Origin of the sequence: Vibrio sp. D420a (assembly GCF_030248625.1) — a bacterium.
GTDB classification, from domain to species: Bacteria; Pseudomonadota; Gammaproteobacteria; order Enterobacterales; family Vibrionaceae; genus Vibrio; species Vibrio fortis_A.
Window position 1 is genome coordinate 167,076 of sequence record NZ_JAHGAN010000002.1, and the last position, 15,536, is coordinate 182,611.

Below are 15,536 nucleotides of genomic sequence, written 5' to 3' on the forward strand. Positions count from 1 at the left end.
AAACTTTTGGTAACATTTATGCCGGGTCAGATTTATAAAAACATTTTATCGGTCTTAGTTATTGCTTGTTCTACGCTCTCTTTTTCCACACAGGCTGACGGGGTAAGGTCTGAGTCAGATGTTAAGAAACTTCATAAATTTCAAGAAACTGTCAGTGGGGAACCTGTTGCTTTAGCACCAATGACGGTGGAAAAACCGGTTCGAATTGCATTAATTTACCCAAGTGCAGATATTTCTGACTTTTGGATACGAAACTACGTGGCATTGAAAGAGCGACTGGTTGCATTGGATCTGCCATTTGAAATCGAACAATTCACTTCTAAACAGATCGAGCACTCGCTGCAAACTCAATACATCGATCAAGTTCTGAGCTCTGATACGCCTTATGACTTTGTGATTTTTGGTCCGTCTGAACTGGGTTTTCAAGCTGAGAATATCCAAAAACTGTCTGCATCCGATGAATTCAAAACCTTCATTTGGGCGTTCCACACACCAAATGAAAAATGGGAGCATCAGCCAGACAGCTGGTTCGACTTTTCAAGCGCAATGGGGGCGGAAGTACTTTGTGATCATGTCGTGAAGGAGCTTGGAGAAGATGTCGAGTTTTCTGCGAATCGAGGAATACCCGGAATTACTGACACACAGCGTTCTCAAGGCTTTATTGACTGCGTAGAAGAGAAGGGCAATTGGCTGACAGTTTACGAGCACTTTGGTCAATATCAGAAAATTGGTGGTGCCGATGGGATTCGATTAGTACTAGGAAACTTCCCAGAAGTGACCATGGTACATAATGCCAACACCGCAATGACAATCGGGGCGATTGATGCTCTGAATGAAGCTGGAAAATTGCCAAACATCTATCTAACGGGTTGGGGTGGAACAGCCAAAGAGATTGAGAAGATTCGTTCAGACGAGTTGGATGCCACGCCAATGCGTATGAGTGATGATCTCGGTGTTGCGACGGCTGAAGCAATAAAGTTTCACCTCGAAAAGCGTGAGTCAGAGGTGCCACTCATTTATCTAGGGCGTATCACTGTGGTACACAATAAGATGAATGATGACCAGTTAGATAAGTTGACGGAAGAAGCATTTCGCTATTCAGGTAAGCATTAATTCATGGTTGCCAAATAAGAGTTAAACAAAGAGTCGATTATCTATGTGGCGTAAACGTCCGCAGATAATCGACTCTTACTTTTGGTTATCAAACTGAGTATTAGCCGTAATATCTTCTAATTAGTAACTTCTTTTAGAACTTCTCCGATTGAGCCACTCGGTTGAGTAATTCCAAGTTTGTTTGATAGTGTCGGAGCGATGTCGTATGGAGTGATACTGCGCGATACTTTCTGACCTTCCACATCGTAACCTGCAAAGATCACCGGCACGTGAGTATCGTAGCGCCAAGGTGAGCCATGAGTAGACGCGATCTGTAACCCTTCCATATCGTTAATATAACTGCGAGGCGCAAACACAATATAGACATCACCAGAGCGTGCCGGGTGATAGTTGTTCTTTATCAGGTTCATGATGTGTGTATCTGGTACGCGATTGGCTGCAATATCAGTGCTCGATACGGCATAAGCCACACCTTCGACTTTTGATACCTCATCCGCTATTGCTGCTTGTACGGCCGCTAAATCTACTTTTTTCTCTATTAAGAGTTCATGGTTTAGGTATACGTATGGTTGAGCATAGAGACGAATCGCATCTTTACTTAAACCGAACTCATCTTTAAGGCGTTTTTCAACACCCGCTGAAAGAAGAGAGTCTTTATTAAAATACTGCGCTTGGGTAAAGCCGAGTACGTTCGCCGCAGGTGAAGATTCCGGAACCCCGTGGTCTGCCGAGAGTACGATTAGGGTATTTTCCAATCCTACATGGTTATCGATGTTCTTAAATAGCTTCGCAAGCGTCTTGTCTAATCGAATCAGGTTATCCTCAGTTTCTAGACTCTCAGGGCCATAAAGGTGGATAACATAATCGTTTGATGAAAAGCTGACTGATAGGTAATCAGTCGCTTTTCCTTGCCCCAGCTTCTCTTGCATCAATAGGGTGCTGGCAAAGTTCTCAGTAATCTCATCACCAGCAGGGCTGACGGTTAGCATAGTGCTGTAGTACTTGTAACTGGCTGGTCCATAAGGGTGTGGGAAGGTGCGTTGGAAACCCGCTAACTCTACTTTATGGTCTGAGTTATGCTCTTCTAGGGTGTAAGCCTCTCTAGGTAGCGATAACTCCCATTTCTGCTTGGAGTATTGGCTAGGGATGGCTTTTTCATTCCATCGTTCAACCCAAGCTGGGTACTCATCATAGTAATAATTACTGGTAACAAACTCAGATTGTGCCTTGGAAAACCAGAATGCTTTGCCACTATGGCCAGCGAGAGAAATCGCACCACGGTCTTTAACGGATACTGCAAATATCTTGGATTGACCACTATTTGAAATAGTCAGCTCGTCACTGAAAGTGGTAGAGAGGATCGGTTCTGGAGAACGCCCATCACCACCTGCCGCTTTTTGCGTTGGGTCGATTTCTGTCGCTTTATCCACGCCAGCGCCAGAGGTCAACATGTTGTAGTTTGAGTCCTCAACGTTGTAGACCAAACGCTCTTGACTGCGGTCGTACCAAACGTTGCCGACCATGCCATGAACGCTAGGCGGAGCGCCTGTTGCTAAAGAGACGTGACCAACAATGGTCTCAGTATTGCCATGTTGGTAATGTGCGTTGGTGTAGTAGGTGCCATCTTCCATTAGGTAGCGAAAGCCACCTTCGCCAAAGTTATGTTGGTATCTTTCTAGAAGATCCGCACGAAGACCATCTACGGTGATTTGAAGTACTAAATTGGGTTTGTTTTCAGAAGCAAGCGTAGGTAAAGAACAGACAAGCGCTAGGGCGAGTCCAGACAGTTTCGCGTATTGCATAGCATACCCTTGAGAATTGTTATTTTAACTGACGTTGTAAAGATGGTTAAAAGCAGCTGTAAATCAAAGGATCTTCATTGCTTCATAACCATCAGTTATGTCATGACGGATGAGTCACTAGGCTCAAATGAGTTTATTTGTCTTTAACGAGGCGTAGTCCCATGTCAGACATGGTGATTGACTGACTTGCGAAATCGCGTCTGTAGCTTTCCGATTCATCACTGTCGTAGGCAAAACTGCCGCCTCGGACTGACTTGTGTGATAAACCAATGTCGCTGTGTTTAGCGTTGTTCGGATTGTCGGAAGGTGCGTATCGGTAATAAGTGTCGTCGAACGCATCAATAACAAACTCGCCAACGTTTCCCGTCATGTCATATAAGCCTAGTTCATTGGGCTGCTTTAAGCCTACCGGATGGGCACTATTTTGTGAGTTTTTAGAGTACCAAGCTACGTCGTCTAAGTTATTGGAACCACTATAGATATATCCTTCACTTTTATTACCGCCTTTGGCTGCAAACTCCCATTCTGCTTCCGTTGGTAGGCGGTAATTCTCACCCGTTAATTCGTTGAGTTGGTCAACAAAATAGACGGCTTGTTGCCAGCTTAGATTGTTCACTGGTACTTGTGGGTTAGGGAAGTAGCTCATCGATGAACCCATTACAGATTCAAAGATTTCTTGGGTCACCTCAAACCTAGAAATATAGAAGCTGTTTACGGTCACTTCACGTGCGGGTGTCTCTGCTTTTTTTGCTGAGTCTGCGTCGGAACCCATGCTAAAGCTGCCGCCTTCAACGAGTACCATGTCTTGATTGATACGTTGGGCAATAGGGTGCTCAGGTGTTGTCGCACAACCTGAAACCATCAAAGTAAGTAATATGCTGCCAGCAGTCGTTAAGTATTTGTAATTCAAGCTCTTCATTAGGAAGCCTCTATCGAATGGGAGTGGCGTAATTTTACCCATTTCGGCTATTCCAATTGGTTATAAAGGGTATAACAAGCTACTGATAGCAAGGCGTTTTATGATTAGTGCAGACACTAAAAATAGGTACATGAATCATGCATATTACTCAAGGTCCTCAATATAACGGTAAGGCTTCAAAACGATTACACGTTATGGCGAAACCAATTGGTGCGGCATGCAACATCGATTGCACGTACTGTTATTACCTAAGTAAGCAGGATTTATTGGAGTACAAGAAAGGTTGTTCTCCAAAGATGGACGATGAAACACTAGAAACCTATATTCGCCAATATATTGAAGGCCAAAACACACCTGAGATTATTTTCTCGTGGCAAGGCGGTGAGCCAACCATGCTCGGTCTTGAGTACTTTCAAAAGATTGTAGGTCTACAAAAAAAGTACCAACCCCAAGGCGTAGTGATATCTAACGACCTCCAAACCAATGGCACTTTGTTGAATGATGAGTGGTGCCAGTTCTTAGCTGAGAACAACTTCCTAATTGGTTTGAGCATTGACGGCCCAGAATTACTACACAATACCTATCGAACCAATAAAGCGGGGCGCGGCACCTTTAAGCAGGTGATGGCGGCGGTCGACCTGCTACATAAACACCAAGTGAAATTCGCGACACTAACCTGTGTGAATAATCTTACTAGCCAGAACCCGATAGAAGTGTACCGATTCTTGCGCGATGTTGTTAAATCGCCCCAGATGCAGTTTATTCCTATCGTAGAGCAGAAGACGTTCCGCACTGTCGCACCTCAAACTTCTGAGTTCGATGCCCAGCTTGTGCAAGGCGATAAGCGACTTATTCCTGGGCATAAAGATTCGGTGATGGAGTCGTGGTGTGTATCTGATTTAGCGTGGGGCAACTTCCTCATCGCTGTGTTCGATGAATGGGCAAGAAACGATATTGGTAAAGTCTTCGTGCAGTATTTTGAGGCGAGCGTCGAAACTTGGATGGGGCGTCCAAATCCGTTATGTACCCTAAATGAGCTATGTGGCAAAGGTTTGGCTATGGAGCCAAATGGTGATGTGTTTGCTTGTGACCATTATGTGTACCCAGAATACAAAGTGGGTAACATCCACCATCAGAAACTGGATCAAATGGCGTACAGCCCGTCTCAACAAACATTTGGTTTTGCTAAATCGAAAACTCTGACAAGCCAATGTCAACAGTGTGATTATAAGTTTGCTTGTCATGGTGAGTGTCCAAAAAACCGTTTCATAAAAACTCATGATGGAGAATCAGGCTTAAATTATCTTTGTGCCGGGTGGCATAAGTTCTTTTCTCATGTTGATAAGTCGATGGCTTATATTCTGCGAGCGATGGGACATCCCGTAGCACACGGAAAATATAGTGATGCAGTATTGATTGCAAAACGTCGTCAGCAACCAACATTCGAAACTAAGTTTTAATTGGAGCGAGGCACTTATGATGATTAAAAGAAGTTTAGCGACCATGATTGCTTTAATGCTATCAACGTCAGGTTTTGCAGCGAGCAATGACTTAAGTCCTGCTCAAAGTGGCTCGGTTTTACAAACACCAACAGAGCAACATGTCGAAGGGGAGCTTTCTAGTGATCCACAGCAACGCATTCAACAGCTTTCGTACATGGCGCAAGACCAATCACAATCAATACAGAATCGCACGGGCGCACTGCGAGCGTTAGGTGCCTACCCAAGCCAAAATGCGCTTGTCGCGGTCGCGCGAGGCTTAAAAGATTCAAACTCTGAAGTGCGAGAAGCGGCAGTGATTGGTGCTGCGCCATATCCCTTCGAGCATCGTTGGACTCTCGTATCACCGTTACTGAATGATGAATCAGAAATGGTTAAACACAGCGCCGCTTCAAACCTCGTCCGTGATTACGGTGCGATGAATGCAGACCAGAAAGCGCAATTGGATGAGCCGGTAACATCCCTGATTGAGTTCCTGGAACAACAGCCAACACAAGAGTATCAGTTGTTACTCGCTGATGTGCTTCGTTGGTACGCGCATCCAAATAAGGCAGAGACCATCTACCTTGAACTTGTGAAAACACGATCTGAAGATCCACAAGTATGGTTAAGCTTTGCAGATAACTACCGAGCTCAAGGGAGAGATAAAGAAGCAGTGAGCATACTTGATCGTGGCCTTGAAAAAATGCCTGACAATGCAGCTCTGCACTATTCAAAATCGCTCACTCTAGTGCGTTTAGAAGATAAAAGCGCAGCGGCTGCTGAAATAGAGAAAGCAGCACACCTAGCAAAAGATAACAGTTACTACTGGTACCTTAATGGTGTTCTACAAGAGCCTCTAAGCATAGATAAATCGACAGAATCATTCGAGAAGGCATACATGATTTCTGGTGCGCCAGAGCAGTTGTATGCAGTGTGTGACATCTATGTGCGATACGGACATCAGAAGAGTGACGAGTGTTTGTCTGAGTTAGGGAAGGTCGCTCCAGATTACGTGATTAAACAACTGGAAGAGAAGCGAGTTAATCCTAGTTAGTAACCAAAAGAGCTCAACCAAGTTGAGCTCTTTTGGTATCTATCGATGAGACAGTCTAGAAAACGAAATTAAGCATGATGGTGTAGAGCATCGCATTATCGTCAGTTGGACTATCGATAAAGGCTCCGGTACCTCGGCGTGCCTCAAAGTATTGTACTTCACCGTTTAGCGATACGTTTGGTAGCACATCGTAGTCCACGCCTAAGGTATAGCTATTTCCAGACAAGTGTTCATGGTCATTAAACTGCGCACCATAGACTGCATAAGGGGTAAACAAGCCTAAGTGGTAGCCAAAACTGGTATAGAATGACGACGAAAAGTCATTGGTTTGTGCTTCTGCTGCAACGACTGCACTACCAAATTCATATTCTGTTCCCAGCGACCACAGTTGGATGTGTTGATTTTCAGTTGTTGGTAAAGGGCCTATTCCATCAATAGTCAGCTTCTGATCGAAGTTCGAGTCTAGGAACGCGGCATTCCAGCGGTAGTTATCGCCGCTAATCACCATGTTGACGCCAAACATCCGATTTGTCGTAAATTTAATATCGGTTGTACTGTCAAACTCAACTTCGTTTTCATCTTTAATGCCGAAAAAAGGTGTTAACTGGAGGCTGGCTTCATCGGTTAGCTCATGGTTCCAAGATACCTTCGCACCATTAAAGGCAGTGATACCGAGAATACTGTTGTAGACCTCTGTAGGTGGCCTTGCTGTCATATAAGCTTGGCCGACATAATAGTATTCTGATGCAAGAAAAAGGGGCAGGCGAAGGCGGCCAACACTGAAGTCAAAGTCGTTGTATTCGTAGCCTATGTAAGCCCATTCCAGTGCAGGGTCATTCCAATCGTCCTGAGGTCTTTTCACTACTTGAACCGATGCTCTCAACGCACTGAGGTAGTAGTCGAGTTGTAGACCAAAGGTGGTGTCACAGTCGTAGCAGTTCTCGTCTTTAAAGCCGCGATTGATCATTAAAAGCGTATCGTTATCTGACCTCACCCATGATGTTGAGCCAAAGCCGCTTAAAGATAAGCTGTCTGTTAGCTCTATGACTGCAAAGACAGGAGAAGCGAGAGCACAACCTAATACTGACGTTACAATTCTTTTCATCGTTATTTCTCCGCGCTAATTACATAGAGCACATTGGCATCTTGAGGGATGGAATCTAATGGTGCATAGCCGATACGGTTAGGTTTATCATTTAGCCAATTAATTAGATTCTCTGGGTTTGGGGCTTTAATCTCTTTTGGATGTCTTGCTTTCCCCGAGAACGAGAGACTTGCCCAATGTGCATTCATCTGTGCGGTATTTTTTCCTAGTAGAAGTTGATAGAAATCCTGTCTTTCATTGGTATTGGCAGGCCAATCAGACAACTCAACTCGTTTACCGTTTAAGCGTTTAGTTTTGCCTCTGTACAGCTTTCTTGCCTTGTTAATTGTTATCTCTTGAAACTCGGAGTCGAGAGAAAAGATAGCGTACTCGCCAACCGCATGAGCGGGGTTAATCAGTAGGAGGCAACCAAATAACCCAAGAGCCGCAGGTTTCACGGCTTGGCGTTGTAATTGAATTAGTGTATTTCTCCAGTTCATTGGGCTCTCCTAGCTCGTAGCACTTTCAATCTGGTGGAACAATTTATCCTTTCGAACTGGTTTGGCTACGTAGCCATCCATACCTGAGTCGTAACACTTTTGGATATCGTCATCGATGACACTTGCGGTCAGCGCGATGATTGGCGTTTTATTGAGACCGAAACTTTGTTCGTGTTCTCGGATTTCTCGAGTTGCGGCGAAACCATCTTTTACTGGCATCATGCAATCCATCAAAATGACGTCGTAGCTGTTGTCTTTACGGTACATATCGACCGCTATTTGCCCATTGTCTGCAATCTCGAAAGCGTAACCTCCTTTTTTAAGCATCACCGATGCTACCTTCTGATTGACCCGATTATCTTCGACTAAGAGGATTTTCTCAGATTTAGCGACAATGTTTGTTGTCTGTTCCTTTGATTCAAATAGTGGCTGCGGTGCGGGTTTTTGTTGAGTTGACGCTTGTGAATTAATTCCTTCTGGCTCTTGTTTCTGAAGTTCTTTGGCTTTAATTATTGGTGCCACAGTCGCCATATCTGTCTCAGTTTGAGGTTGTTGGGTCAGTGGGATAGGAGCACTTGTATCGATCGCTGAAATTACTTTCTCCTTTAACATTTCAAATTTGAACGGCTTAGGAATGTAATCATCCATACCGACGTCGAAACATCTTTGGATGTCATCATCAATAACACTGGCGGTGAGTGCGATGATGGGTATACGGCGTGGAGAATTAATCTCTTGTTCGATTCTGCGTATATTGGCGGTTGCCTCAAAGCCATCCATAACCGGCATCATGCAGTCCATTAAAATAGCGGCGTAATGCGGGTTCACGGTGTACATATCAACCGCTTCTTGCCCGTTATTGGCAAACTCGAAGGTGTAGCCACTTTTGCCAACGTGTAAACCGGCGATCTTTTGATTTATCTTGTTGTCTTCAACAATCAAGATCACCTGTGACGCACACTGTTTTAAAGTTTTGTTCTCAGCGCGCTCAGCTTGCCCTTGGCTATCACAATACTCAAGTGCTTTTATGAACCTCAAACCAAGTAGCGGTTGTGATACTTGAGCTGTGATACTTGAGCCTAGATCAACGGGTTCACTCAGGAAGGAACGAATTAGACAAATCTTCACACCTTGTCCACTTACATCATCTAAGAGCGACGTATGATCACTGGCTTGTAGCTGTTCGTCTTCTGCGAAGATAACGGTAGTTGGTTTAGCTTTATCGATAGACTCCAATAGAGCAGGGAGCTCGCTAGCTGAGTTTGAAGCTTTAGATAGCGTGATTGAATAAAACTCTAAATCTTGCTCGATGCGCTGTGCTAGGTGCTGGTTGTTGCTGACTAAAATAATGTTTGAAGTGGCTGTGCTCGGTTTGGTTGCATCTACATCAATCGGCAACTCAAGGTCAAAGTAGAAGCAACTTCCTTTTCCTTTCACTGAATCTAATTGGATTTTCCCGCCCATTAATTCCACTAACTGAGTACTGATCGCAAGGCCGAGCCCCGTACCACCGAACTGACGAGTGGTGGAATCATCTTCTTGAGCAAATGGTTCAAATATCTGTTTCTGCTGCTTCTCATCGATACCGATACCTGTATCTTGCACAGAGAAACGAACCTTAACGCTATGAGCATGACTTTCTTCTGCGTTAGGAGTGCTCAGATTTACAGAGTTAATGTCGCCTAAAGTATCAATCGATAGAGTCACCGCGCCTTCAGTGGTAAATTTCACAGCGTTAGACATGAAGTTCATGAGCACTTGTCTTAAACGGTGATCATCAATCATGACACGACTTGGGGTATTCGGGCTGATGTTGACGTTAAGCGCTATCTTCTGCTCTTTAGCCTTTGGCGCGACAATTGAGGCAATATCATAAATCGATTCACGGATTGAAGCAGAATGAGGACTTATTAGCAGCATCCCCGACTCAATTTTCGAGAAGTCGAGAATGTCATTAATGAGACTTAACAGTAGGTGCGACGATGTATCGATAGTATCAACATAGTCTCGCTGCGTTGGTGTAAGTTGGGTATCGGATAAAATCTCCGAAATACCAATAACTCCATTAAGTGGCGTTCGGATTTCGTGAGACATATTAGCCAAAAAGCTGCTCTTTGCTTTACTTGCCTGAATCGCATCGTCTTTTGCTCTCTCCGCATCTTCTTTTGCTAACGTCAGGCGCTCTTTTGCGTGCTCCCTCTCAATGGTTAACCTTTCAACTTGCTGGGCGAAGAGGCTCAATTCATCTTTACCTTGAACCAACTTAGATAGTGATGGACGTTGACGCTCGTCTTCACTTTTAAGGAAGCTTAAGATCAATCCAAGGTTGTTCGTAACTTGTCGTGCTAAGCTGATGGTTAGCCCCATGACTACTGCAGCCAATAGCGTTACCAGACCAATAAACAAGGTTCTTTGCATCTCGGCGTTACTGATCGCGAGCTCGACTTCATTCTGAAACTCTTGCTTGATGATGTTTGATAAATCTTGAAGGAGATTCAATCTCGCACTCATGGCAATTAAGCCAGTGTTGATCTCTTCTGGTGAAAGCTGGTTAATGGATTCAACGCTAAATAGTGCGCTTCTGATCTCTTGGCTTTGAATGAAGACCTCATTGCGAAACACCTCCACCATCTGCGCGACTTGGTTTTCATTGGCGTTAAGAGTAATAAAACGCTCCAAAAACAACAGTTGTCTTTCTCCGAGTGTTTTTATCTGCTCTGCTAACTCAGGGTCGTATTCTTGTTGGTTTTGGAAAATGTCCAGCAGCGAAGCGCTCAACTTAAACTCTTCGTTAGACCAAAAAGAGAGCCATTCCAACTGTTGGAGTGCGTTTAAGTGTTGTTGGATTTCGCGCTTGGTGACTTCAAAGGGAACACGCTCGATGGATAACAGGAGTTGCTTGTATAGGTCACTTTGCCATTCAATCGCGTCTAACTTATCGAAGCTATCTGTTGCTTCCATGGTCGATAATGTTGCTTCGCTAAAGTCAGAAAGCAGTTGGTTTACCTCGCTGGATTGCTCACGGAAAATGACGGGCGAAAGGGTTTTTAGCTCTTCTTTTGCTTGAGCACTTTGAGCGACAAAACTGGTTGGATCGGGAGCAAGAGTACTCCTGTATAGTATTGATATATCTTGTAAATACACAGCTAGCTTACTGGTACGCTCGAAATCATGTAGCTGCTCTGTTAAGAACAGTGCTTGTCTACCTGCAAGGAACAATAGCAAGGAGATAGGAAGTAGTACTAAGCCGAAGAGTTTGTGTTTGACTGACAAGTTATTCCATATTGTTTTTGTAGACATATAGGTTCCATCCAACTACACGCATATTCAAACAGTAGGATAAACTGGCCAAATTGGAAATTTTATTTGATGAATTTTGAACGAAGTGTGGAACAGGTAACTATTTGATGGGGGTATCAATTTAGGATGGGTGTACGACCTTTTGACTTGTACCAAAGCCCTACCAAAATTAAGGAATTAGTATTGATATTGAGGGACGAATTTATTCCGCCATTTGAGTATTTACCCGCCGGTATACTGCGAAACTTGAGACTGCTATCTAACACCTCTTGGTACAATAAATCACTAAATTCGTCATCAAATAGTACACTGAAACCAAATCCGACTTTGTTGCTAAGAACTTGCGGGTTTTCAATGGTTTTTCCTGAAGGACTAACGCTTGTCCAAGCCTTTCCGTAATAGTAGATATTGTTATAAGCAAACCATGGGTTTTTGCTCATTGCATCTTCTGCGTACGCAGTGATGATTCCGCTCTTTTCCCAATTTTGCTTGTGTAGCTCATAAAAGGGCTCCAACTGACTCCAACTTGGGTCACTTTGATACTCAATACCAGCGAGGACATAAGGATCACTAGTAAGGAAAGGGACATTGCGCGAATCAATTTGAATATCGATACCTTGAATCTCGATGCTTTCTAAATAATCGTCGAGATCAGGAAAGGGCAGCTCATAGCCATACATTTTGAAACCTTCAGCCGCGTACTGAAGATAGCCATTTCTTCCTTCTTGACGGTAGTACTCCTTGTTTTTATAAAGTTTCGTTCCATAAAGGGTACCATTGTGTACTGCGCGTTTAAGATCCCACTGGGTAACGATCTTGTTTACGTTTGGTGAGAGTTTAGGGTGTTGCTGCTCCAAAATTTTCAGCCATATGAGGAGCCGACCGATGTCTAATGCGGACCACCCGTTGCCGTTACTTTTTGTTTCACTCAGACGGCCAGAAGGAAGCCCAGTTTTTGTGCTGTACTCTCGGTTTGGTAGGGTATCCTTATAGAGTGGAAACGAGCCTAATGTTGCCAGTGTTTTCTCAAGTTCATAATGGACTTGTTCTGGCTCTTTCATGCCTAACGCTTCTAACGCGAGGGTAGCAGCTATGCCACTGGCTACATCCCACATCGTCGTATGACTATAACCCTGAACCGAATTCCACAACCCTGTCTCTTTATGGAAATTACGATGGATGTAATGCTCAGCTTTTTTAGCGAGTAAACGTTCATTTCGAGTTAGTGGTATTGGGTCGTTATTTTTGACAAGAGTCGATTGAAGATAACTGACATGCACTTCTTCTTGGATGGTGTCCGTTACATTGTTCTCTTTTGCATCTTCAATAATCGGCGGGGCAATCACTCTTCGATAGTATTGTGTCTTAGGCGCAGTAGCAGATTCAACACTTTCACCTTCTTCAACAGTACTTACACCTCGTTGTCCATAAAAGCTAACCTCTTCATCGCCATAGCTAGCGAAAGAGGTAAAAAAGGCCGTAAGACTCAAAAACAACATCTTATATTGGGTATGTCTATGAAGAAATTGTGTCAATGCAATCTGACTCATAATGTTTGTCTAACATAATGATAATACAACTTATTGTTTAACAGAGTTTAAATTCCCAAAAATGTGAGAATAGAAGTTGGTGATAATTTGCACAATTAGCTTGTTGTTGATCAGGATTAGCTGTTAAACTTGAGGCATAACAACGGACAGAACTGGCTAGATGGATTTTGATTTAGTTAGGAATAAGATTGTTATGTTCAAATTTTACGATTTCCTCCGCGAAATAGGCGTTGTTGTCCCAGAACAGCAAGCTTCTCACAATAATTTTTCTGCTGACTACCATTACTCAAGTTCCCGTTATCAAATTGAAGAACCCGCGAAAAAGAGAATTGCAGATTACTTGTCTTCCAATGTACTCAAGCGATTGAATTGCGGTGATGTATCGAATTCTAACGGTGTTATTGCTTTTTCATTTGGTGATAGCGACGACGTCAACCAACTTCTTGCTCAAGAGGTGGAAAGATTCCACCAAGAAAACCCATCCGCTCCTTGTTATGTACAGCAAGAGGTCGCAGCTCATTTGAAAGCAACGCCTCATGTGAGTATTCAAAACAGTGCTTATCAAACCACAACGGATGTTGCGAGAGCTGCATTGAATGATATTGGTCTCGCGAAGATCACGGTGATTGCGCAGTCTTGGCACGCACAGCGTTGTATTGAAACTTGTGAATCGCTTGGTTTTGAAGTGGTCGCATTGAGAGTGAGTGATGGATTTCCAGCCAAAGACCCACAGCCTTGGGTAAGGAACCCGATTAACTGGATCATAAAAGAGAGCCATCGAGAAGTCGCGACTGGTTATGAAATCAGTGAGCAGTTTAATCTGGTATAGCAATTCAGCATTGAGTTTCTATTTGGAATAGTCGCTAACCTTATGAAATCGTAAAAGTTGTGCTCTAGTGCAAGTTATCGAGTAATTACAAAGAGATAGTCACAAAATAATTCTTTATTCTCCTGAAATCAGTAAATTCTTGTCTATACTCACTTCATAATAATATGCAACTAAGTGAGCTGGCTTAATATGGATGATTTGAAACTGAGTCCTTTTCATAGTGTGAAAAGAGAGGCTTGGGCTGCCGTTGGCTTTAGTATGGGCATTAATCTTCTGGTGTTGGCAGTACCAGTTTACAGTTTGCAACTGTTCGATAGAGTGATGAGCAGTGCCAGTATCGAAACCTTGTTTGCTTTGCTCGGCATAACTCTGTTTTTGGTTACTTCTCAATCCGCACTCGAATATATCCGAACTTTGCTAATGCAGCGTTCTGCGCTCAAGCTAGACACTCAATTGAGTGGCCAACTGTTGGATCTGAGTATCTCCACTTCTTCTCAAACAAACAGTATAGATAAGCAGCCATTGCATGATTTGAGCACGCTGCGTAACTTTTTAGCGTCGCCATCGACTTCTTCAATTCTTGATCTCCCTTTTACTCCGCTGTTCTTGTTACTTCTGTTTTTCCTTCATCCGTACATTGGCATTGTCGCTCTGACAGGTGCGGTGGTTTTTTCTCTACTCACTGTTGTGATGATGTTAGGTGGGCGCAAAGTGAGTGGGGTGGCGCAAGAAGAGACGGGGAAAGTCGCAATGGAACTCAACGACTTTTTACGTAATGCACCAACTCTCAAAGCCATGGGCATGAGTCAAAACATCGGTAAAGTATGGGAAGAGAAGAATCATAAAGTACTAAGCTTGCAATGGCTGGTTAACGCGCGAGTTGGCTTATTGTTGGCTGTGAGTCGTTATTTCAGAACCCTACTACAAGTTGTGGTTTTAACGCTCGGCGTTTATTTGGCGTTACAACAACAAATAGGGTTGGGTGCTGTTATTGCTAGCTCAATCTTAATAGGCCGCGTGTTGAGCCCGTTTGAAAGTGCAGTCAGCGGCTGGAAGTCTTGGTACAGCGCTTATCAATCATGGAGTCGCCTGAAAAAATGCGCCTCTCTTACCAACCCATCGGTTAAAACTCTACTACCTCAACCTCGAGGAGAGATTCAATTTAACAATGTTTCGCTAAAGTTCCCAGGTGCAAAATCACCGACGTTGCAGGGGATCAACTTTAAGCTGGGAGCGGGACATGCACTTGCGGTTATGGGCAACTCTGGCTCAGGTAAATCATCACTGGCGAGCCTGTTAATGGGTATTCACAAAGCAAGCGTTGGTGAAATCAAGATTGATGGTGCGACCGTTGAGAAGTGGGACCAAAATCAGTTTGGTCAGTATATAGGGTATCTTCCTCAGCACGTCGGATTGCTTGCCGGAACGGTGAAGCAGAATATTTCACGATTCTCTGACTGCAATGATGAAGAAGTGGTCTCTGCAGCAAAACTCGCATGTATACATGAGTTAATTATGGCACTGCCTGATGGGTATGACACCTATATTGGCGAGGGAGGCATACTGCTATCTGGTGGTCAGAAGCAACGTATCGGTCTTGCCCGTGCTATCTATTCGAATCCAAAAGTTCTGGTTCTAGATGAGCCTAATTCGAACCTTGATCCTGAGGGTGAAACGGCGCTCGCTATTGTTCTTCAACACTGCAAAGAGAACAGCATAACTGTGGTGATGATTTCTCATCGTCCGGGTTTCCTGCGTCAAATGGATTGGGTAATCAGCCTCAAAGAAGGACGCGTTGAGAAAGCAGGAACGTGTGAGCAGTTCTTGGGGTTGAGAGATGGCGACACTATCAACACCAACAACATCGACCAAGTAAAAGAGAAGCGTAGAGGATAGGGGCATTT

10 protein-coding genes and 2 pseudogenes are annotated in these 15,536 nt (G+C 43.9%); 5 read left to right on the forward strand and 7 right to left on the reverse strand.

Going from position 1 to position 15,536, the window contains the following annotated elements; all coding sequences use genetic code 11:
• Window positions 1-18: 18 nt before the first annotated feature.
• The gene (locus KI743_RS01665) at window positions 19-1,113 is read left to right on the forward strand and encodes a substrate-binding domain-containing protein (protein ID WP_285464501.1); all 1,095 of its coding nucleotides are present in this window, start codon (window positions 19-21) and stop codon (window positions 1,111-1,113) included.
• 116 nt (window positions 1,114-1,229) lie between these two features.
• On the opposite strand, the gene KI743_RS01670 is transcribed toward KI743_RS01665, so the two are convergent.
• On the reverse strand, window positions 1,230-2,915 hold the full coding sequence (locus tag KI743_RS01670; RefSeq protein ID WP_285464502.1) for an alkaline phosphatase family protein: 1,686 nt from the start codon (window positions 2,913-2,915) through the stop codon (window positions 1,230-1,232).
• A gap of 133 nt (window positions 2,916-3,048) precedes the next feature.
• Window positions 3,049-3,834, reverse strand: a complete 786-nt coding sequence (locus tag KI743_RS01675; protein ID WP_285465091.1) for an SUMF1/EgtB/PvdO family nonheme iron enzyme — start codon at window positions 3,832-3,834, stop codon at window positions 3,049-3,051.
• Window positions 3,835-3,971: 137 nt separating this feature from the next.
• Here KI743_RS01675 and KI743_RS01680 point away from each other — a divergent pair, with 137 nt between their 5' ends.
• Both KI743_RS01680 and KI743_RS01685 read left to right on the forward strand, forming a co-directional pair.
• Window positions 3,972-5,294 (forward strand): anaerobic sulfatase maturase, encoded by a 1,323-nt coding sequence (locus tag KI743_RS01680; RefSeq protein ID WP_285464504.1) that lies wholly within the window; start codon window positions 3,972-3,974, stop codon window positions 5,292-5,294.
• A 19-nt stretch (window positions 5,295-5,313) separates the two neighbouring features.
• On the forward strand, window positions 5,314-6,369 hold the full coding sequence (locus tag KI743_RS01685) for a HEAT repeat domain-containing protein (protein WP_285465093.1): 1,056 nt from the start codon (window positions 5,314-5,316) through the stop codon (window positions 6,367-6,369).
• A 55-nt stretch (window positions 6,370-6,424) separates the two neighbouring features.
• Here the strand turns inward: KI743_RS01685 and KI743_RS01690 are convergent, their stop codons facing one another.
• From KI743_RS01690 to KI743_RS01705, 5 genes and pseudogenes are all read right to left on the reverse strand, one after another.
• Window positions 6,425-7,474, reverse strand: coding sequence for a sulfate ABC transporter permease (locus tag KI743_RS01690; RefSeq protein WP_285464505.1), 1,050 nt, complete (start codon window positions 7,472-7,474; stop codon window positions 6,425-6,427).
• Between the two features lie 2 nt (window positions 7,475-7,476).
• Entirely contained in the window at window positions 7,477-7,953 is a 477-nt protein-coding gene (locus KI743_RS01695; RefSeq protein WP_285464506.1) for a hypothetical protein, read from the reverse strand.
• A 9-nt stretch (window positions 7,954-7,962) separates the two neighbouring features.
• A pseudogene (locus KI743_RS24600) lies at window positions 7,963-8,343 on the reverse strand (response regulator); the annotation flags it as partial.
• 200 nt (window positions 8,344-8,543) lie between these two features.
• Window positions 8,544-11,253 (reverse strand): annotated as a pseudogene (locus KI743_RS01700) (ATP-binding protein); the annotation flags it as partial.
• A gap of 116 nt (window positions 11,254-11,369) precedes the next feature.
• On the reverse strand, window positions 11,370-12,803 hold the full coding sequence (locus KI743_RS01705) for a DUF3131 domain-containing protein (protein ID WP_285464508.1): 1,434 nt from the start codon (window positions 12,801-12,803) through the stop codon (window positions 11,370-11,372).
• Between the two features lie 193 nt (window positions 12,804-12,996).
• Here KI743_RS01705 and KI743_RS01710 point away from each other — a divergent pair, with 193 nt between their 5' ends.
• Window positions 12,997-13,632: a hypothetical protein gene (locus KI743_RS01710; RefSeq protein WP_285464509.1), complete on the forward strand. Its 636-nt coding sequence runs from the start codon at window positions 12,997-12,999 to the stop codon at window positions 13,630-13,632.
• Between the two features lie 189 nt (window positions 13,633-13,821).
• Window positions 13,822-15,528 carry a type I secretion system permease/ATPase gene (locus KI743_RS01715; protein ID WP_285464512.1) on the forward strand — a complete coding sequence of 569 codons (1,707 nt, stop codon included), beginning with the start codon at window positions 13,822-13,824 and terminating at the stop codon, window positions 15,526-15,528.
• Window positions 15,529-15,536 lie beyond the last annotated feature (8 nt).

What these genes read in the sequence shown, in the direction of transcription:
- KI743_RS01665 (WP_285464501.1), top strand. Translation starts at nt 19, where the DNA reads ATGCCGGGTCAGATTTATAAAAACATTTTATCGGTCTTAGTTATTGCT.
- KI743_RS01670 (WP_285464502.1), bottom strand. Translation starts at nt 2,915, where the DNA reads ATGCAATACGCGAAACTGTCTGGACTCGCCCTAGCGCTTGTCTGTTCT.
- KI743_RS01675 (WP_285465091.1), bottom strand. Translation starts at nt 3,834, where the DNA reads ATGAAGAGCTTGAATTACAAATACTTAACGACTGCTGGCAGCATATTA.
- KI743_RS01680 (WP_285464504.1), top strand. Translation starts at nt 3,972, where the DNA reads ATGCATATTACTCAAGGTCCTCAATATAACGGTAAGGCTTCAAAACGA.
- KI743_RS01685 (WP_285465093.1), top strand. Translation starts at nt 5,314, where the DNA reads ATGATTAAAAGAAGTTTAGCGACCATGATTGCTTTAATGCTATCAACG.
- KI743_RS01690 (WP_285464505.1), bottom strand. Translation starts at nt 7,474, where the DNA reads ATGAAAAGAATTGTAACGTCAGTATTAGGTTGTGCTCTCGCTTCTCCT.
- KI743_RS01695 (WP_285464506.1), bottom strand. Translation starts at nt 7,953, where the DNA reads ATGAACTGGAGAAATACACTAATTCAATTACAACGCCAAGCCGTGAAA.
- KI743_RS01705 (WP_285464508.1), bottom strand. Translation starts at nt 12,803, where the DNA reads ATGAGTCAGATTGCATTGACACAATTTCTTCATAGACATACCCAATAT.
- KI743_RS01710 (WP_285464509.1), top strand. Translation starts at nt 12,997, where the DNA reads ATGTTCAAATTTTACGATTTCCTCCGCGAAATAGGCGTTGTTGTCCCA.
- KI743_RS01715 (WP_285464512.1), top strand. Translation starts at nt 13,822, where the DNA reads ATGGATGATTTGAAACTGAGTCCTTTTCATAGTGTGAAAAGAGAGGCT.